Consider the following 17946-nt stretch of genomic DNA (forward strand, 5'->3'; position numbering starts at 1 on the left):
TGCTGAAACAAGGTGTAGCGGCGGCGCTCTGTCGCCGCAAACACGCGTCGCCAAGAATATGCTGCGTTTGTACGGCGACAGAGCGCCGTCGCTACAGAAGAGCGCGCTACTGCACCACCAGGAGCAGCAATAACTGTCCGTCGCCCACTTGCGGGCCCTTGACGATGATCGGACGCCCCTTGCTCAACTTCGCTTCCCATTCCAACAGAAGATTCTTCTCCTGAAACAACTTCAGGTTCACGCGGTAACCTGATTTGACGTTCCCCTCCTTGGAATCGATGTGGAGCGAGAAATATTTACTCTGCGCCAGCCAATCCTCGGAACCGGTGACCAGGACTGCGCGGGATTGGCCGATGACCTTATATTGATTGTAACCGAACCAATCCTTGAGCGTTTCCTCGAGGTAAACCAGGTCGGGTGAAACCGGGTCCGGTTTCGCCGCATTGGTTGCAATCACGAGGCCGCTCCAGACGGTCTCGGATGCGCGTGCTTCCACGCCGCCAAAAATCAGCGCCAGCCCAAGGCCAAGCAGCAGAAAGCAGCGTCGCGGCATGACAGGAACCTATTTTGCGGCGTACTCCGATGGGAGTGACTGCAACCCTTCCACCCAAACGATCGTCACTTTATCTTCCTTGGATTCGAACATCGTAATGGTCGCGTTTGGACTGACCACGGGATCTACCCGCGCATTCAGAATCTGGGAGAGATATTGGGACTGATCGGCCGACGGCTGTTCCCGCATGACGAAAAAGGTGCAGACGAAAAAGATCGCGAGAGCCGTGGCCCCCACCCAGAGCAGCCGGCCGATTGGCCACCAGGCCGGGCTGCCGGCATCGCTTTCAGCAGGGTTGTCGACATGCGTCTCGGCGGCGATCCGCTCGCGCAATTGATGGCTGAAAAACTCCTCGTTCCCCATGGCCGGAGCAGGGAGGTGCTCTTTCAAAAACGTTCCAAGTTTCAGGGCGTCGCGCTTCTCGGCTTCGGCCACCGCCCGATCGGGCAGCGAGGCTTCAAACTCCGCCAGCTCATCGCCGGCGAGCTCGCCGTCAATCCACGCGGTCCATTTTTCTTCAAACGTTTTCATAGAGGTCCCTCAGGAGGTTTTGCAGTTTTTTTCTGGCGTAGAAAAGCCGGGACATCACCGTGCCAATCGAGCAGCCCAGTGCTTCCGCAATTTCGTGGTATTGCATGTCTTCGGTTTCCTTCATCAAAATCACCGCGCGATGTTCGGGCGAAAGCTGCTCGATGGCAGCGTCGATCCGCGCCCGGATCTCCTGTCGTTCCATCCGCTTATGCGGCAGCGCGTCCGCCTTCGGCACCGTCCGCGAGGCCGGATCGATTTCCTTTAACTGCACCGCGTCGTCAAACTCCGTCCCACTGCCTTTGACCTGCTTTTTGCGCAGCCAATCGATCGTCACATTGGTCACGATCCGGTACATCCAGGTATAAAAAGAGGACTGGCCGCGGAAACGTGCGATCGATTTCCACGCCTTCAGGAAGCTGTCCTGGGCGAGGTCCCAGGCGTCCTGCTCGTTATGTACCATGTTGTAAATCATGCCAAAAACCCGTGTCCGGTAACGGCTTACCAGTTGGTCGAATGCTTCGGTGTCCCCGGCCTGGCACTGTTTGACCAGATCGAGTTCCGAGACATCGGCCTGAGCCGGAGTCGCTTCCGTATGCATGATTGGACGGAACCAGGCCCTATTTCATTCAACCCCGATAGCCTTCGGAGCCGAAGCGCCGGAGCCATTCCCCGCGGTACTGGCCCATGAGGGTAATGATTCCATCACGGACCTCGAAGAGGCGCTGCTGGAGAACGCCGTGCTGGCGCGGGGTGATAAGTTGCTCGGCCAGAAGCTGCGCCCCCGCTTCCATCGACACGGTGATCGCCTTCAGGGCCCGCTTGAGATAGGCGATGGTCATCCCAATTTCGTCCACGTCGTCGTCGCTCAGGGCGGCCGCCAGTTTGGCGCTGGCCAGCGCGGAATGGGTCGCCAGCTTGACCGCCGCCGGGGCGTTTTGCAAAGAGGGATGCTCGTCAAAGAGCTGGTCGATCCAGACCGTCAGCGCGAACGCGGCTCGGTAGAGCGTGTGGTCCTCAAACCCGTCGATAAAGCTCGAGCTCTCTTCCGTGCCCTCGGCGTCGGCTCCGATGGCCCGATTTTCTTCGGCGATCATGGCGTCCACTTCGTCGCTCCACGATTCGCCCTCATCATTCAACAACTGGGTCCAACCCATTTCGCGGGCGATGATTTGATCGCGCTGCGGATGGTCGAGGTACTTCTCGAGCAGCTCCATGTATTTCTCCGTCTTATGGTCCTGCTGCTGGAGAAAACGCTCCCACTCGTATTCATCCCAGACCCGATCCGGCTCTGGCTCGTACCCCGACATATCTGTGTTCTAGGCCCGTTTCTCCGCCCGCGCAAAAATTTTCAGCGGCGACATTCCTCTGTAGCGGCGGTCTCAGACCGTCGTCGTTGGGCGAGAGGTAGATCGCTCGGCGGTCTGAGACCGCCGCTACAGTGCTGGAGGGCGGAGCTTTGCGACGCCGCGTTTCAAGGAGCGGTGTGGATTGCGAAGGCGTCACTTTACGCGGCCGTCGCGGAGCTTCGCCCCGCGCGCCACACCATCGCCAGCGCGTAAAACGCGATCACGAGCCAAAGCAACGCGTGATAACCGAAAAGCATGCTCAGGTACTCCAGCATTCCTCCGGCCATGATCCCGAGGAGATTTGAGGCGAAGGCGATATCGGCCGTTTCGGTGTCCCGAAATGAATTGGAGAAAATCACGTTTGCCAGGAAGACTGGAGCGAACGCCAGGATGCTCGCCACCGCATAGCGCGCGAAGACATTCGCGAACAGCAACGTCTCCGGCCGAACCAACAGGTTCAGCGCCAGCATTCCAAACAGGAGCAGGTAAAAGATCCAGACCCGCCGGATGCGAAACAGGGTGTTGACGCGGACCGCGATCAGGACGCTCGCCAGGATGGCGAAGAAAACGAGCGAGTTCACGATCCAGGTGCTGCCGAACAGGAGCGCGAAAGTGATCAGCGCCTTCACTTCCAGGAGCGCGAAGGCCGCGCCGAGAAAAAACATGTGCCAATCGAATCGCTGCAGCGCGCTTCGGGGCGCGATCAGCCAAACGCCGGCCAGCGATATTCCCGCCACCAACGCCAGCCCGCGAAGGTAGAGCGCCGGAAACGAAGGCCGCGGCAGATAGACGAACGGCCAGTCGTCGGTCGCCGCTGGGATGGCGCTGGTGCCCATGGTTCCTTCGCCGGTGACGCGCAAACGCGTTGCTCCGGCCGTCGCTTCCTCACGATACGGCTTTGCGTTCGCCGCCGGTGAGCTCGCCAGGCGCGGCCCGTTGATGATCACCGCGCCGCGGCCTTGTCCGCCGTAGGTGGAAACAAAGGAATCCCGGCCAAACGTGCGGCTTACCATTCCGGCCAGTTTCTCGATCAACCACGGCTCGCGGTAATAATTATAGAGGACCAGGACGCCATCCGGCGCTAGGGCCGCTCTCGCGGTATCGAGCGAATCCTGGGTGAAGAGGAAACTTTCCAGGCGCAAATTCGCGATGCTCGACGTGAGGGTGAGCGAATCGGGCAACGCGAAGATAATGAGATCGTATTTCTCGGTCGTGTTCCGGAGGAAAACGCGGCCGTCGTTGTTGACCAGTTTCACCCGCGGATCGGAATAGGGCCGATCCGGATGCAATTCCGCGCCGAGCTTTGCAATAACCGGATCGATTTCGACGGCGGTAATTTGTTGCACGTCGTGGGCGAGCGCCGTTGCCGTGTCGGACCCGGTGCCGGCGCCGAGGATGAGCGCGCGCTTAAACTTCGCGTCCGGAAATAATTCGTAGACCCGGCGGTAGAACGGCTCCTTCGATTGCCACGGGATCATGCTCTGGTGGCCGATGCTGTTTACGTCCAGCTCGTAGCCGCTCGGCTGCGCCGGGGTGAGCGTGATTTTGTAATAGGGCGACCAGTAGGTGTTGCGCTGGAGAAAAAGCGCGATCGCCGCCGCGGCGACGACCAGCAGAGCCGTGAGGGGAAAGTTGCGACGCTGGCCTAACAACAAGACCAGCAGACCGAGCGCGCCAAACCAGATCACCGGCGGCAACGAGAAAAATCCGATGAGAAAAAACGCGGCCGTTCCAGCGAGGCTTCCGAGAATATCGAATGTGTAAGCCGTGAGCGGCTCCGTTTTCGTGAAGAGCAAACCAAGCGAGCGGGCGAGGGGAATGAACGCCGCCGCGACGAAGACAAAAATCAGCGGCAGCAGAACGAAACTTTCCGCGCGCGCGACGCCGGTCGTGCCCGAGCCGAAATAGAGAACGTCGGTGCTGGAGATATTGAGCTCGAACCGATTGAGCGCGACGACCACTGCGAGCGCCAGGACGAGGAGCGGGAACGGCGGAAACCGAAAGTTCGCTCTTCGTGCCGCCAAAATCCCCAGCCCCATCCCTAGAAACGACGCCAGGAGAATGAAGTTCGTGAAATAGCTGAGGTAGCGGACGTAAGCCGGGATCCAGCGAATGCAGAGCAGCTCGAAGAAGAGCAGGGTAAACGACACCAGAAAAATCCGTGTTCGCACCCCTGTGATCCACAATTGCCGCTCGTTCGCCTCCATCATTTGCCGTTAAAGCCGGCAACCCTTTCGTGACGCTCGCCGCTTGTAAAGGTATTCCGCGTCAAACGTCGCCACGCTTCAAGGAGCGGCGGTTTGAAACCGCCGACCAGCGCCACGGCGATTTCAAATCGCCGCTCCTTGAAGCTTCAAAGCGATCCGGCGCCGCGCCATCCAATCCACCCCTTCTGTCGTCCCTGCGGGACTCGATCCTTGAGGATCGGGAAATCCCCAGCGCTAAAGCGCTGGGCTATTTTCGGGGGCCGGCGCGCCGCGCCGTCCGACCAAGGAGGGGCGCTTTCCAAACCGCCGCCCTCTTCTGCAGCCGTCGCCCTGCCTCGCCACGCCAGGGACGAAAGAAGCGATGGCTGCTTGTTGCTGATCCGCATGTTTGATAGGGAGAAGGAATGGTCCTTATTCGTTCCCTCTTTCTGACGTTGATCGCCCTCGTCGCCGCCGAGAGCGGATTTGGCGCGACACCGGAGAAAGTCAGGATCGTCGTCGTCCCATCCCCGCTCGATGAATTGCTTGTTCCTGCCGGCAATGTTGAACTCACCTATTCGGATGGGCGCAGAGAACTTCTGACCACGGATGGCCATTGCCTTGACGCCCGACTGTCTGCGCGAGGTGTTATTGGTTGGATCCACATGGAAAATTTCAGCCTTGATCCCGATACGAAGCGTCGAAACGGGAACATCTGCTAAAAATCCGATTGCCCGATGGGACGATGAGAGAGTTCTGGCCGCATTTTGAAACCCGTTTCATCGGAAAATGGCTCTTTGCCGAAAATGATTCGGCCGTCATCATTCGATCCATGGGCCATCACGGACCTTTTTCGTTCGTGAAGTACGAGATCAAAAGCGGTCGCGTGTTGGGAGAGGTTCACGGCTATACGCCGTACGACAAGCTGCCGGATTGGGCCAAACAACTGGCCGATCCCAAAGAATAACGGAACGGACCGCCGCGCCGAACACCGTGCACGCTACAACGCGGCTTTGCGTTTCGGCGCTTTCTCCCTCAACTCCCGCTTCTCCTCCTCCGACAGAAACGCCGTCTGCAACGCGTTGATTTGCGCCTGGCGAATCTGCTCGGGCGTCAATCCCGCGGCCGGCGCGGCGACTTCGAACTCGTGACGCAAATCGATCCCGCTCACGCCGGGATCGTCGGTGTTGATCGAGCAAACGAGGCCGCGCGCCATCATCTCCCGCAACGGATGGCTCGCCAGGTTCGGCACTGTGCTGGTGTGAACGTTACTGGTCAGGTTCGCCTCGATCGGCACCCGCTTTTCGGCGAGATAATCGGCGAGCTTCGGATCTTCCAGCGCCCGTGTCCCGTGGCCAATACGTTCCGCGCCCAATAGCTTCAGCGCGTCCCAGACGCTTTGCGCTCCGCCGGCTTCCCCGGCATGAACCGCCACCCGCCACCCGGCGTCACGGCCTTTCTTGAAATGATCGACAAACATCGGTGCCGGAAAATTCGCTTCGTCACCCGCCAGATCGAGCGCGACGAAATGCTGGCGATAGGCAAGAAGCGCATCGAGTTCCTTGTGGCAAACCTCCGCGCCGTAGGTCCGGCTCAGGATGCCGATCAGGTTCACGCGCACACCGGTCGCCGCCACACCCTCCGCGATCCCAGCCACCACGCCCTCGATCACTTCCGCCATGTCGAGCTGATGCGGTTCCGCCATGAAATACGGACTGAACCGCAGCTCCAGGTAATCGATTCCTTCTTGTTGCGCGTCCTCGACATTCTCCCGGGCGATTCGCCGGCAGGCCTCGCCGTTCACAAGCATCCGCGTCGCCCAAAGCATCTTCGCGATGAACGCCATTAACCCCGGCTGCGCTTCCGTCACCTGCACATGCGGCCTGATTTCCTCCACCGTCGTCCCCGGCAACTCGATATTATGCTTCCGCGCCAGATCAATGATCGTCTCCAGCCGCACGCTCCCGTCGAGGTGCCGGTGCAGGTCGATGAAAGGAAGGACGGGATCGATAATCGGTGGGTTCGTCATGACGGGCGCCAATCTGAATCAACGAGATGATTAGTGTCGATGTGATTTACGATTGAACATCAAGCCTGTACTCTCGGAACTGAAAGCCTTCATCCGGCTCGGTCGCGTGCCACATGGCAGGAAAAAAACTCGGTGTCCAGCGATCGTTGAGAATACTCGGGAGTTTCACTCGCAAGCTTCTTTGGTCCGCGGAGATCGAGACGAGACTCCATCTCCGTGCCGAACGCGGATTGGCTGCAATATGATTCGAGTCAGACCCGGTTCCCTAAACGGCGCGTGCCCTCCAAAGCGGAAGCCCGCTAGCGAATTTCCTTCCAAACGCCTCTCCAATCCGTGTAATTTCGCTTCCGAACAAGAACAGCGGGACCCCCGCAACCCCATAACCGCGTTTCCGAGCCTCAGAACGGAGCTGTTTCTCCGCGCCGGGCCGAAGGCGCACAACAAAAGGAAACAGCCATGAAAACAAAAATGATCATTTGCCTGGCGATCGCCGCCAGTGTCGCAGTCATTAGTCCGACGACCTTCGCCAAGGAAAAAAGCGCGGATACCAAAGCCGTACCGGGTAAGAGCGTCGTGCACACGGGAACCGTAAAGAAAATCCCCGCGGGCGTTTGCCCTTTGGAGGGCGCGAAATGGGATCTTCTTTCCAACGTCGGCCAGCCGATCCATCTCGCGGCCGCAAATGCGCAGGTTGGAAAAGCGTTGGATAAAGCCGCCGACAGCCACGAGACGGTCCGCGTCGAGGGAACCCAGGTGGCTGGGGTGGAATGCCCGCACGTGAAGGTGACGAAAGTGACCCCGGTCCCCAAGAAAAAGTAAAAGTTGGAGTAGATCTCCAAATTCTTCAGCGGGCGGTCGGACGGCGAAGAGGACCATTTACGTTCCTTTGGGACCTGACGTTGTCGTTAGGGGGGACGCTCCATGGGCCATGAACACAAAAACGACAGTGCTCGCACTTCTCATTTCGGCGACCGCAGCCAGCCTTTGCCTGGCGGGCGACGACGCCTTCATGGGAACGTGGAAACTCAATGAAGCGAAATCGAAGATCGGGGAGGGCATGCCAAAGAACACGACGGTTGTTTATGCCCAAAGCGGTGACGAGGTGACGATCACTGTCGACGGGATGGACGGCGGCAAAGCCGTGCACCACGTTTGGAAAGGCAAGTTCGACGGGAAAGATTACGCGGCCCAGGGCAGTGACATGCACAACGTGCGCGCCTACACGAAAGTCGACGCGAAGACGCTGACCTACACGGTGAAGAAAGACGGCAAGGATGTGGGCAAGGGTAAGGTGGTCATCTCGGCCGACGGCAAAAGCCGCACGGTCACGGAAACCGACACCGGCAAAGACGGCAAGGACGCGACCACGACGGCCGTTTACGACAAGCAGTAGAAATTCAGCGATTCAAAATCCTTGCCCGCGAATAGACGCGAATTTTCGCGAATAGGTCTGGAACATTCCAGTCTCTGAAAACATTCGCGTGATTCGCGGGCAACTTCCGCGAGCGTCGACATCACGCCGCGTCGCGCTGCGATCAGGACGTTGTTACTTTTCAGTTCTGTGGTGCGCGTAGAATGTGGTAAACTGTGAGCGGAGGTTCACCCAATATGAAGAAGCTAAGTTCGACATTTCTGGTTCTGGTTTTAGCCGTTGGCGCATTGATCTTCGCGAGCGCTAGCCAAAGCGTCGCAGGTCAATCCACCTACTATTCGCAGGGCGCGAATGGAGTTCTACGGATGAAGCATTCACCGACGCTCGGGATCAATATCCCGATCGCGGTCTGGATCGACGGGCAGCAAGCGGGAGTATTCACAAGAGGCCACGTTTACGAGCGGTCCCTCGCCCCGGGAAGGCATTCGCTTTATGCGAGCCGTCCCGGTCAGCTCTACTGCTCATTTTACGGAATGCTCGATGTGCGGCCGGGTGAAACCTATTCCTACGTCGTGAAGAGCAATTCGAATCAGATTTATCTGATACCGACGGCGAGAATCGACTGACGTCGAGCGCCCGCCTGCATCGCTATGCGAAGGATTGCGGGCAGGGAAGCACGAAATTCGAATCTCGAAGTCCGAAACAAGGTTCGAATTAGGGAAGGCCCGAATTTTCAAAACGGACCGGGGCGGCCTTAGTTTTAGTCATTCTCGGTATTTGAACTTTGAATTTGTTTCGAATTTCGAACTTCGGATTTCGAGATTCCACTGCTAGGTTTCGGTTCACTATGAACACGAAACTTCTGGCAGGAATGTTGAGCGCGCTCGCCCTGGTGGCGTTGCAGGCGGCGGAGACACAAAGTCCGGCCCCGGCGACCAGCGACGCGAAACCACAGATGCATACGGAAAACCAGCCCAAGGCGGGAGACATGGCGCCGGCGTTCAGTTTGCCGAGCGGCGATGGAACGACCATCAGCCTGAAGGATTACAAGGGGAAATGGGTGGTCCTTTATTTTTACCCGAAGGATTTCACCAGTGGTTGCACGCTGGAGGCGAAAAATTTCGAGCGCGATTCATCGAAATACCAGGGCGCCGACGCGGTGGTCCTCGGGGTTAGCGTGGATAGCGCCCAGTCGCACAAGGATTTTTGCGCGAAGGAAGGTTTGAACTTCAAGCTCCTGGCCGATCCGGACGGGAAGACCGTCGCCGCCTACGGCTCGGGGATGGAATACAAAGGCGCCAAGATGGCGGCGCGGAACACATTCCTGATCGATCCGCAGGGAAAGATTGCGAAGGTTTATGCCGCCGTGAAGCCCGCCGAGCATAGCGACGAAGTGCTGAAGGATCTGGCGGAGCTGAAAAAGAAAACGTAGGAGGGCGGAAAGCTCGGCCGCCATTCTGTAGCGGCGGTCTCTGACCGTCGGCAGGACGGCCGCGGAAACGATTCGACGGTCTGAGACGAGTCGACGGTCAGAGACCGCCGCTACAACAAATGAGTTCACAATTCCTCGGCCTCCGCACCGTCATTTATCACGCGCCCGACTTGGCGAAGGCCAGGGCTTGGTACGCGAAAGCGCTCGGGATCGAGCCGTATTTCGATCAACCGTTTTATGTCGGGTTCAACGTAGCCGGCTACGAGCTGGGCCTTGATCCCGATGCGGCCAGCACTCCGGGCGGCAAAGAGGGTGCGGTGGCGTATTGGGGCGTAGCCGAAGCGGAGGAGTCATTCCGGCGCCTGGTCTCGTTAGGCGCGACCGAGCGCTCAGCCCCGCAGGAAGTGGGCGAGGGGATTCGGGTGGCGACGGTGTTCGATCCGTTCGGGAATATTTTCGGGATTATCGAGAATCCACACTTTAAGGCAGTGACGAGTGACGTGTGACAAGTGACGTGTCGGCGGCTTCGGCGCGCTTGGTTTGCAACCGCAGCTGGCCGCAGGCCGCTTCGATGTCGTGGCCTTTTTCGCGGCGCAGAGTGGCCACGACCCCGTGTTCGCGGAGGATCGATAGGAAGCGTTCCTGTTTGTCGCGCGACGGGCGCGACCATTCGAGGCCTTCGACGGTGTTATAGGGAATAAGATTGATCCGCGCGCTGATGCGACGGGCATGGCCGGCCAGTAAATGGGCCTGCTCTTCGGAGTCGTTGATGCCGGCGATCAGGATGTATTCGAAATAGATCCGCTGCTTCTTTCGGCTGGCGTAGTAATCGCAGGCGGCGAGCAGAGCCGCGAGTTTGTATTTCCGGTTGACCGGCATGATCCGATCGCGCACTTCGTCGGTCGCACCGTGAAGCGAGATGGCGAGCCGGCTTTGGAGCGGTTCCTCGGCCAGCTTTCTGATTTGGGGGGCGAGCCCGCTGGTCGAGACCGTGATGTGGCGGGCGCCAATCTCGAGACCCCAGGGCGCATTGATGATGCGGATGGCGCGGACGACGTTAGTCAGGTTGGCCAGCGGTTCGCCCATCCCCATGAAGACGACGTTGTCGATCTTCTCCCCGCTCGCCTTTTCGACGGCGAGCAACTGCTGGACGATTTCGCTCGCGTCCAGGTTGCGGGAAAAGCCGTCGAGGCCGCTCGCGCAAAACTTGCAGCCATAAGCGCAGCCGACCTGGGTGGAGACGCAAATCGTGCGGCGATCGGAGGTCGAGCCATAGAGCGATGGGGAGGCGGGGATCAGGACGGATTCAATGAGATTTCCGTCGCCGAGCCGAAAGAGAAATTTTCGGGTGGTGTCTTTCGAACCGAGAACGCGGACAGTTTCGAGATGGCCGAAAACGAATTCGCCGGCCAGGCGATCGCGCAACGCCTGCGGCAAATCGCTCATCTCTTCGAACGAGCTGACCCGTTTTTCGTAGAGCCAATCGACGATCTGTTTCGCCCGGTACGGCTTTTGGTTTTGCGACGCCAAATGCTTGGCGATCTCCTCGAGGAAAAGTGATTGAATGGATGGTTTGCCCGCCGTTTCCACGGGAGAGGTTACGCCACGGGGCGGTTCATTTAAAGACCAAGGAGGGGCGCTTTCCAAACCGCCCATCTGAGGATGGCTCCCGCCGTCCTCTCTGGACGTCCTTTCCAAAAGGGCGGTTTGGAAAGCGCCCCTCCTTGGTGCAGGATGCGAGTCGCGCACTCGGACAAAATTGACGTGTTAGTCCAGCAAAGTAATCGTTCCGGTCACGATCCGGCGTTGGATTGGCCACCCGCCCGAAGGCACGGTTTCGCTGTCGTGGACGACCAACTCGGTCGCTTTGAAGCGATGTCCGGCCGCTGTCATTTGTGCTTTTTTGCGCCAGGCATCCTTCAGGACTTCGGCCGAAGTCCCCCGGGAACCGTGGGCGGTAATTTCAAAGCTGTGCGGGTAGAGCGGCGTAACGAAGAACATGATTGAGCGGGAGACGCCTGCCGGCCGCGGCTCCTGCGCCACACAACTCGTCAGGCAAAAAAGAGCGGCAATGAACAGCACTGCTCCGCGCATCACATTAACGGCTCGGCCGCGCTGCGCTGAGTGGTCGTGCTGACGAGAATCAATTTTTTCGCCAACGCCTCGGCGGCTTCGTTCGCCATTTTCGGCCACAACGCGGGGTTGGCCTCCAGGTTTTCCAGGAGCGTGGTGGTATTGCTCGCCGCCCATTCGTCTTTTTGCCAAATCAAGGCGCCGTCCCGTCCGCGGAGCGTCAAGCGGGCGGCGACGATTCCGCCGAGTTCGCGGCCATTCACCGGCCCGACGCCATAGGCAATGATATCGATCTTCAGCGTGGTGTCGGCATTCGAGGGACTCAGCGTCAGGAGTTTCGAGGTCTGCAACGCTTCCTCGACGCGGCGCCGGACCAGCGCCCGGATGTCGATCGGATTTTTCGATGCGGCCGCATCAAACCGGTGAAAACCAGGGCTTTCCGAAGCAGCGCCAATGAGGGCGCCAATAAGGCCGCCGCCGAGCATCCCGCGGGAACGCTTGCCGGTAATGTCGCGGTAAACGTAGTGGTCCGGAGCCTTGATGTTGGGATCGAGGGCAACGGTTTTGTATTTAGCGCGATCGATTGAGGTCAGTGGTTGCTGCGCGCAACTGGCCAGCAAGAAAGTACTCAGCAAAATCGAGCAGGTGCTCAAAGGAAATTTCGGCATCCGCGGAGTGTGTCGATTCGATACGATTCGTCAAGAACCGCCGCGCGCCATTTTTTGGGACTTGATCGTAAGTCTTGGCGCGAGAGTTTGCGCACGATGTCGCTCGCAGCCGGGAAAGAGAAACGCGCCTCGCTCGCGCTGGGTTGGGAAGCCGCCAAGGCGAATGCCGTTCCAGGCTTCATCCTCCAGGCCGCGATGTTGGCCGTGTTGATCGCCTATTACCTGAGCCCGGTTTTTGCCGATCTGCTAAATCGTCTTGCTCGTTACAAAACTGAACATGGCCTCGCCTTCGTCGTCGTTTCTGCGGTTCTGGCCGGCGCCGTGCTGCCGGAGATTTTCGTGATCGTCTTTTTCCAACGATGCCGGCCGCGGGCGGAGAATCTGCGCAACCTTGCCTTCACCGTCCCGACCTGGGGAATCGACGGCATCCTGGTGGATCTGATGTACCGGCTGAACGCGGTCTGGTTCGGCGATGTAACGACGGTCTGGGTGGTTACGGCGAAAATTCTGGTGGATCAGCTGGGCTATAACCCGTTCTTTGCCGCGCCGGCCGAGGTGCTGGTTTATGAGTGGAAAAACGAGGGGTTCTCCTGGAAATCAGTCCGGCGCGCGCTGACCTGGGATCATTACCGGGACAAAATCGTGCCGACGCTGCTCGCGACGTGGGCGGTTTGGGGACCGCTCATGGCGATCATTTATTCGCTGCCGTTCGCGCTCCAGTTCCCGCTCTTCAGCATCGCGCTCACCTTCTGGGTCCTGTTGCTCACCTACATGACAAATCGATTCGCCGGGAAGATTGAAGCGGACGCGCCGCCGGCTTTGTCCGTGGCGACAAAGAATTAGACCGCGGATTACGCGGATTTAGACGGATTCAGAATTTCTCCATCTGGGCCATCCGCGAAATCCGCGGTCAAATTCCCTTCTTAGTTCCGCTCAATCGGTGGACGAAGCGACGGAAGCTGGCATCGTGTCCGCGAACTGATGAAGTCGCACGAAATTTTCCAGCGGATGTCGCCCGGGTTGGCGGCGCAGATTTTCGCGTTCCTGCACACGGAACAGAAGCCGGTTTACAAGGCCGCGATCCAGGGCCTGGCCAACCAGCGGAATCTGCGGGCGGTCTTCATCGAACGAAAGCCGCCGGGGGAGCGTTTCCCGTGGATGCAGGCGGCGCTTGGCCGTCCCTTGAGCGACGCGCTGGCGGCCCATCTTTTGCAGGCCTGGCTGCTTGGCGCCAACAAGGAGATGCTTTGCGATTTCCTCGACGTACTCGAGATCAAACACGATGAGGACGGTACGGTGGAGGAACTTCCTTCTGCTCCGCCGAAGGAAAAAATCGCGGGAGCGGTCACGCGGCTTCTCGAGAAATATCCTGCCGAAGCCGTGGCTGTTTACCTTCATGCTTTCCGAGGCATGGATAGCAGCGTGGAGTGGCCAGCGCTGGACGAGATTCTGTCCGAAGAACCCCGACTGAAGCTGTAACGTTCCAAACAAGGCAGATTGAACCGCGGATTACGCGGATCAAACGGATAAGAATTTCCCAATCCGTGCTATCCGAGTAATCCGCGGTTCAATTTTCTGCGAAATGGAGCAGGGCTTCGTGGACCCCAGCGCCATAATTCCTGGATGCGACATAGCCGCCGGCTGACCGGACGGCGTCCTTCACCTCGGCAATCGCGTTTGCCGGACAGGCGGGATATTGAGCGAAGCGGCCGTCGAGCATCGAGACATCGTTATGGTGGTCGCCCGCGGCGAAAATCTCTTCCCGCGGAATTTCCAGCAGCCTGGACAACTCGGCGAGGGCTGCGCCTTTGTGGTAATCCGCGTGGCAAAAGCGCAGGTAAACTGTGTTTCGTTGATAGTGAAATTTCGGCTGTTTCTCTCGCGCTCGATCGATGAATTTCGTGACGCGGTCCAATTCTTCTTCGCTCTCGGCGACGAGCCCCTCCAATCCGGCTGTGTGATAAAGCAGGCGCGCCCGGGTTTTTTGATTCACGAAATCGACCACTTCCGCGAGGACTGACCTGGCGGAATGAAACAGTTCGGCATGATCGCGGGCGACCCGCTCATTCCAATCGCCATACGGCTCCCATTTTCTCCCGCCGTTCGACGCAGGACGAAAGATGTCGCGTTCGCTCGTCAGGATGAAATCAGGGTGGACCGGAAAATCGAAATCGGTCAGGCCTGATTCGAGCAGTTCCACGGACCGGCCGGTATTGATCGCCCAGAGGACGCCATTTTCCTGCAGCTTTTCGATCTGCGCCATGCAGCCGCGATCCAACACTGGATCGCTCCCGTGAGCGACCAGGGTGCCGTCGAAGTCGGTGCTGAGAAGGCGGATTTTCGCGGCCATCGGGTCGTTAATTTAGGGTTTGATTCCACAACCGCAATGCGCCTTAGCCTTGCGCGATCGAATCAGGAGCGTGATTGTGAGCAGGAGCGGGAGGGAAGATGAAATCGGCTTACGAATTAGCGATGGAACGACTCGAGAAAAAGGCGCCGTCCGTCGCGTTGACGGACGAGCAAAAACAGCAGATCGCGGAGGTCGATTCCACGTTCAAAGCGCGGATTGCTGAGAAAGAGCTTTTCCTCAAGGATCAGATCGCCAAGGCCCAGACTAACGGGAACGCGGAGGAGGCCGAGTCCCTCCAAAAGCAGCTCACGATCGAAATCCGGCGTTTACAGGAAGACGCCGAAGCGAAGAAAGACAAACTCCGGGCCTCCTTTGCGGCCTAAGAGTGTTTCGCAGACCCCGATTGGCTTGGCACGCCGGAAGCCCGGGCAACCCGGCAGGGTCGGGTCAAGCCTCCGAAAATCCGCTACTTAAGTAATTCCATGCGTTGGCCCTCCGAAAACTGGCTTCCGGAGCGGTCACCCTTCTCAATCTTGGAGGGCCGGAAAACGGATAATTTATTGCTCAAAATGATAATTTTTTCTTGCTTCCACACAGGGGGATCGCGTAAAAGCACGGCTGTCAGGCAAAAAAATATTAATAGGGGCATAAAATTTGTTATTGACGGTGAGAGTCAATTATGACAAATATGGGAAACATAACAGATGCCCGTGACCGCAAAGGTTGTGGAAACGGCCTCAAAACATCGCAATAACAAACTGGACTCAGGAGAAAAAACAAAATGATCAAACGGAACTTCACAGCAGCCTTGGTCGCCCTCGGCATGGTGGCAATGGCAAGCGTCTCGCAAGCGGTCATCGTCGACCTCATCAATAACGACCAGGGCACCGTCACCAACAGTTACGGCACAGCCATTTTTCAATTCACCACTCCCCAGCCGACTGGCACGGGCGTGATTCAACCGTTCCTGCGCATCCAGGCCACGGGCGTCGAGCAGGGTTACAACACCTCGGGTGGAACTCCGTTTGACGACAAAGCCGGCCCCTGGACGCATGACCTGAAGTTCTCGGACCTGCAATCAACGGCGGTCATGGTCAATGGCCAGACCTATTTCAAGCTCATGGTCGATCTCAACGAGCCCAACGGCAACAAGTCGACCATCAGCCTGGACAGCCTGAAGTTCTTCTCGTCGCATACCGGCGGCGCGACCACGACCAACATCTCCCAGCTCGGAACGCTCCGTTACGACCTGGATGCGGGTGGTGACAACCAGATCCTGTTCGATGCCGGCCGTAACCACGGCAGCGGTTCCGGTGACGCGTTCATGTATATCCCGGCCAGCGCCTTCGCGGGCGTCGGTGCGAACGACTTCATCTACATGTATGTCAAGATGGGCGAATCCGACGACGACACCGCTGGTGGCTTCGAAGAATTCACCCTCGTCCGCAACATGACGCCAGTTCCGGAAATGAGCGCGCTCTTCCCGATCGTTGGCTTGCTGGTCGCGGTTGGTTCGACTCACGTTCTGCGCCGCCGCCGCGCCGCGCAGGTGAAGTCCTAAGTAGTTTACTTTTTTCTTATCTCCATTGTTTGGCGGAGGCGACAGTGATCCTGTCGCCTCCGTTTTTTTTGCATATCGCTTGTCCAATCAGCGATTGCCAATCAGACCCGGGCGCGCCTAAGTTAGCGGCCCTTCGAGATTATGTTTGCGCTCCAACCCGAAATGAAGGTCTTCAGCGGTTCCGCCAACCGGGAGCTCGCCCAACGCATTTGCGACTGCATCGGCACGCCGCTCGGCCAGGCGACGATCAGCTCATTCCCCGACGGCGAGACCTATGTAAAAATCGAGGAGAACATTCGCGGCCGCGATGTTTTCATTATTCAGCCGACCTCGCCGCCGACCAATCAGCACCTGATGGAGTTGCTGATCATGGTGGACGCGGCACGCCGGGCGAGCGCGGATCGGATCACGGCGGTCATCCCGTTTTTCGGTTACGCACGGCAGGACCGTAAGGATCAGCCGCGGGTGCCGATTACGGCCAAGCTGGTGGCGAACCTCCTTCACGCGGCCGGAGTGAGCCGGGTGCTGACGATGGACCTGCACGCCCAGCAGGTGCAGGGTTTTTTCGATATCCCGGTGGATCACCTCTATTCAATGCCGGTGCTGCTCAAGTACGTCCGGACGCGTCTTACCCGCAAAACGGTCGTCGTTTCGCCGGACGTCGGCGGATTAAAGATGGCCTCCGCCTACTCGCAGGCTCTGGGCGCGAACCTGGCGATCGTGGCCAAGCAGCGCAAGAGCGCGACCGAGACCAAGGCGTTGTACGTTATCGGCGAGGTGGACGGCTGCGATGTCCTCCTGGTGGACGACCTCACCGAGACAGCGGGCACGCTGACCTCCGCCGCCACGGTCCTCAAAGAGCACGGCGCCTTGGACATTTACGCCGGGGTGGCCCACGCCGTCCTGGTAGATGTTGCGATTCCCCGGTTGCAAAATTCCCAGATCGAGGAATTAATAACGACCAACAGCACGCCCATACGCCCGGTGGAAGGATTTAAGACCACTGTGCTATGCGTCGCCGAGCTTCTCGGCGAAGGGATGAAACGAATCCACAACGACGAATCCGTTTCCTCGCTGTTCAAGATCGATAACGACGGCAAATAGAATTCCATTATGGCTAAGCAGGTAAAACTCACGGCGGAGCGGCGGACAGCGACAGGGCGTTCCGCAGTGCGAAAACTCAAGGCAGCGGGCTCCATCCCGGCGGTAATTTACGGCGCGAAGGACAAGCCGGAGACCCTGCAGGTATCGAAGCGCGAAATCAACGCCATGCTCAGCCATGCCGCGGGTGAAAACATCCTGGTGGAACTGGAGATCGGCGGGAAGAACCGCCTCGCTCTCGTGCAGGAAGTCCAGCACGCGCCCATCGGAGGCGGGATTCTGCATATCGACTTCCACGCGGTCTCCGTGGACGAAGTGATTCAAGCCGACGTCCCGGTCGAGCCGGTTGGGGTGGCCAACGGCGTCAAGAACATGGGCGGCCTTCTCGAACAAAATCTTCGCTCGCTCGCGATTGAATGTCTTCCGCGCGATCTGCCTGATGTCATCAAGGTGGACGTTTCCGCGCTCAACATTGGAGACGCCATTCACGTTCGGGAGATCCAGTTGCCGGCCGGTGTGACGACCAGAATTCAGCCCGACCTGACCGCGTTCTCCGTCCTCGCGCCGACGGTCGAGGAAGAACCAGTGGCTGCCGTGGCCGACGCCGCAGCCGGGCCGGAAGTCATCAAGGAGAAGAAGGAAGAACCGGAAGGCGGAGCTGCTCCGGCCGGTGGCGCGAAGGAGAAAGAGCCGAAGAAATAAGGTGGATCGAGCGCTCCGCGCTCGATGTTTGCAGGCGGCGGA

23 protein-coding genes are annotated in these 17946 nt (G+C 58.7%); 13 read left to right on the forward strand and 10 right to left on the reverse strand.

Annotation, left to right across the window (positions count from 1 at the left end):
- Positions 1-106 precede the first annotated feature (106 nt).
- From VJU77_15600 to VJU77_15620, 5 genes are all read right to left on the reverse strand, one after another.
- Positions 107-553 carry a hypothetical protein gene (locus tag VJU77_15600; GenBank protein HKP04777.1) on the reverse strand — a complete coding sequence of 149 codons (447 nt, stop codon included), beginning with the start codon at positions 551-553 and terminating at the stop codon, positions 107-109.
- Between the two features lie 9 nt (positions 554-562).
- Positions 563-1084 carry a hypothetical protein gene (locus VJU77_15605; GenBank protein HKP04778.1) on the reverse strand — a complete coding sequence of 174 codons (522 nt, stop codon included), beginning with the start codon at positions 1082-1084 and terminating at the stop codon, positions 563-565.
- Positions 1071-1682 carry a sigma-70 family RNA polymerase sigma factor gene (locus VJU77_15610; GenBank protein HKP04779.1) on the reverse strand — a complete coding sequence of 204 codons (612 nt, stop codon included), beginning with the start codon at positions 1680-1682 and terminating at the stop codon, positions 1071-1073. The genes VJU77_15605 and VJU77_15610 overlap by 14 nt, the downstream gene beginning before the upstream one ends.
- Positions 1683-1710: 28 nt before the next feature.
- Complete coding sequence (locus VJU77_15615) at positions 1711-2391, reverse strand: hypothetical protein (GenBank protein HKP04780.1); 681 nt, start codon at positions 2389-2391, stop codon at positions 1711-1713.
- Positions 2392-2588: 197 nt separating this feature from the next.
- Positions 2589-4640 carry a hypothetical protein gene (locus VJU77_15620; protein ID HKP04781.1) on the reverse strand — a complete coding sequence of 684 codons (2052 nt, stop codon included), beginning with the start codon at positions 4638-4640 and terminating at the stop codon, positions 2589-2591.
- A gap of 401 nt (positions 4641-5041) precedes the next feature.
- Here VJU77_15620 and VJU77_15625 point away from each other — a divergent pair, with 401 nt between their 5' ends.
- Positions 5042-5338, forward strand: a complete 297-nt coding sequence (locus VJU77_15625; protein ID HKP04782.1) for a hypothetical protein — start codon at positions 5042-5044, stop codon at positions 5336-5338.
- A 23-nt stretch (positions 5339-5361) separates the two neighbouring features.
- Entirely contained in the window at positions 5362-5583 is a 222-nt protein-coding gene (locus VJU77_15630; GenBank protein ID HKP04783.1) for a hypothetical protein, read from the forward strand.
- A 33-nt stretch (positions 5584-5616) separates the two neighbouring features.
- On the opposite strand, the gene add is transcribed toward VJU77_15630, so the two are convergent.
- Positions 5617-6645 carry an adenosine deaminase gene (gene add / locus VJU77_15635; GenBank protein HKP04784.1) on the reverse strand — a complete coding sequence of 343 codons (1029 nt, stop codon included), beginning with the start codon at positions 6643-6645 and terminating at the stop codon, positions 5617-5619.
- A gap of 456 nt (positions 6646-7101) precedes the next feature.
- Here add and VJU77_15640 point away from each other — a divergent pair, with 456 nt between their 5' ends.
- The 5 genes from VJU77_15640 to VJU77_15660 all read left to right on the forward strand — a co-directional run bounded on the left by VJU77_15640 (position 7102) and on the right by VJU77_15660 (position 9955).
- Positions 7102-7464 carry a hypothetical protein gene (locus VJU77_15640; protein HKP04785.1) on the forward strand — a complete coding sequence of 121 codons (363 nt, stop codon included), beginning with the start codon at positions 7102-7104 and terminating at the stop codon, positions 7462-7464.
- Between the two features lie 109 nt (positions 7465-7573).
- Positions 7574-8038 (forward strand): hypothetical protein, encoded by a 465-nt coding sequence (locus VJU77_15645; protein ID HKP04786.1) that lies wholly within the window; start codon positions 7574-7576, stop codon positions 8036-8038.
- 215 nt (positions 8039-8253) lie between these two features.
- Positions 8254-8643: a hypothetical protein gene (locus tag VJU77_15650; protein ID HKP04787.1), complete on the forward strand. Its 390-nt coding sequence runs from the start codon at positions 8254-8256 to the stop codon at positions 8641-8643.
- A gap of 221 nt (positions 8644-8864) precedes the next feature.
- Positions 8865-9449 (forward strand): peroxiredoxin, encoded by a 585-nt coding sequence (locus tag VJU77_15655; protein ID HKP04788.1) that lies wholly within the window; start codon positions 8865-8867, stop codon positions 9447-9449.
- A 119-nt stretch (positions 9450-9568) separates the two neighbouring features.
- A complete protein-coding gene (locus VJU77_15660; GenBank protein HKP04789.1) occupies positions 9569-9955 on the forward strand; it encodes a VOC family protein in 387 nt (128 codons plus the stop codon).
- On the opposite strand, the gene rlmN is transcribed toward VJU77_15660, so the two are convergent.
- From rlmN to VJU77_15675, 3 genes are all read right to left on the reverse strand, one after another.
- Positions 9930-11039 (reverse strand): 23S rRNA (adenine(2503)-C(2))-methyltransferase RlmN, encoded by a 1110-nt coding sequence (gene rlmN, locus VJU77_15665; protein ID HKP04790.1) that lies wholly within the window; start codon positions 11037-11039, stop codon positions 9930-9932. The two genes, VJU77_15660 and rlmN, sit on opposite strands and share 26 nt — an antisense overlap.
- 177 nt (positions 11040-11216) lie before the next feature.
- Positions 11217-11546 (reverse strand): hypothetical protein, encoded by a 330-nt coding sequence (locus VJU77_15670; protein ID HKP04791.1) that lies wholly within the window; start codon positions 11544-11546, stop codon positions 11217-11219.
- A complete protein-coding gene (locus VJU77_15675; protein ID HKP04792.1) occupies positions 11543-12190 on the reverse strand; it encodes a hypothetical protein in 648 nt (215 codons plus the stop codon). Before VJU77_15675 ends, VJU77_15670 begins: the two co-directional genes overlap by 4 nt.
- 96 nt (positions 12191-12286) lie before the next feature.
- On the opposite strand from VJU77_15675, the gene VJU77_15680 reads away from it, so the two are divergent.
- Positions 12287-13033 carry a hypothetical protein gene (locus VJU77_15680; GenBank protein HKP04793.1) on the forward strand — a complete coding sequence of 249 codons (747 nt, stop codon included), beginning with the start codon at positions 12287-12289 and terminating at the stop codon, positions 13031-13033.
- Positions 13034-13171: 138 nt separating this feature from the next.
- The gene (locus VJU77_15685) at positions 13172-13669 is read left to right on the forward strand and encodes a hypothetical protein (GenBank protein ID HKP04794.1); all 498 of its coding nucleotides are present in this window, start codon (positions 13172-13174) and stop codon (positions 13667-13669) included.
- Positions 13670-13757: 88 nt separating this feature from the next.
- Here VJU77_15685 and VJU77_15690 read toward each other — a convergent pair whose 3' ends face one another.
- Positions 13758-14540, reverse strand: a complete 783-nt coding sequence (locus tag VJU77_15690; protein HKP04795.1) for an HAD family hydrolase — start codon at positions 14538-14540, stop codon at positions 13758-13760.
- Positions 14541-14662: 122 nt separating this feature from the next.
- Here VJU77_15690 and VJU77_15695 point away from each other — a divergent pair, with 122 nt between their 5' ends.
- The 4 genes from VJU77_15695 to VJU77_15710 all read left to right on the forward strand — a co-directional run bounded on the left by VJU77_15695 (position 14663) and on the right by VJU77_15710 (position 17904).
- Positions 14663-14923, forward strand: coding sequence for a hypothetical protein (locus VJU77_15695; GenBank protein ID HKP04796.1), 261 nt, complete (start codon positions 14663-14665; stop codon positions 14921-14923).
- A 398-nt stretch (positions 14924-15321) separates the two neighbouring features.
- Positions 15322-16101: a hypothetical protein gene (locus tag VJU77_15700; GenBank protein ID HKP04797.1), complete on the forward strand. Its 780-nt coding sequence runs from the start codon at positions 15322-15324 to the stop codon at positions 16099-16101.
- A 141-nt stretch (positions 16102-16242) separates the two neighbouring features.
- The gene (locus VJU77_15705) at positions 16243-17205 is read left to right on the forward strand and encodes a ribose-phosphate pyrophosphokinase (GenBank protein ID HKP04798.1); all 963 of its coding nucleotides are present in this window, start codon (positions 16243-16245) and stop codon (positions 17203-17205) included.
- 9 nt (positions 17206-17214) lie between these two features.
- Complete coding sequence (locus tag VJU77_15710; GenBank protein ID HKP04799.1) at positions 17215-17904, forward strand: 50S ribosomal protein L25; 690 nt, start codon at positions 17215-17217, stop codon at positions 17902-17904.
- Positions 17905-17946 lie beyond the last annotated feature (42 nt).

Source organism: Chthoniobacterales bacterium, assembly GCA_035274845.1.
Classification (GTDB): domain Bacteria; phylum Verrucomicrobiota; class Verrucomicrobiia; order Chthoniobacterales; family UBA10450; genus AV80.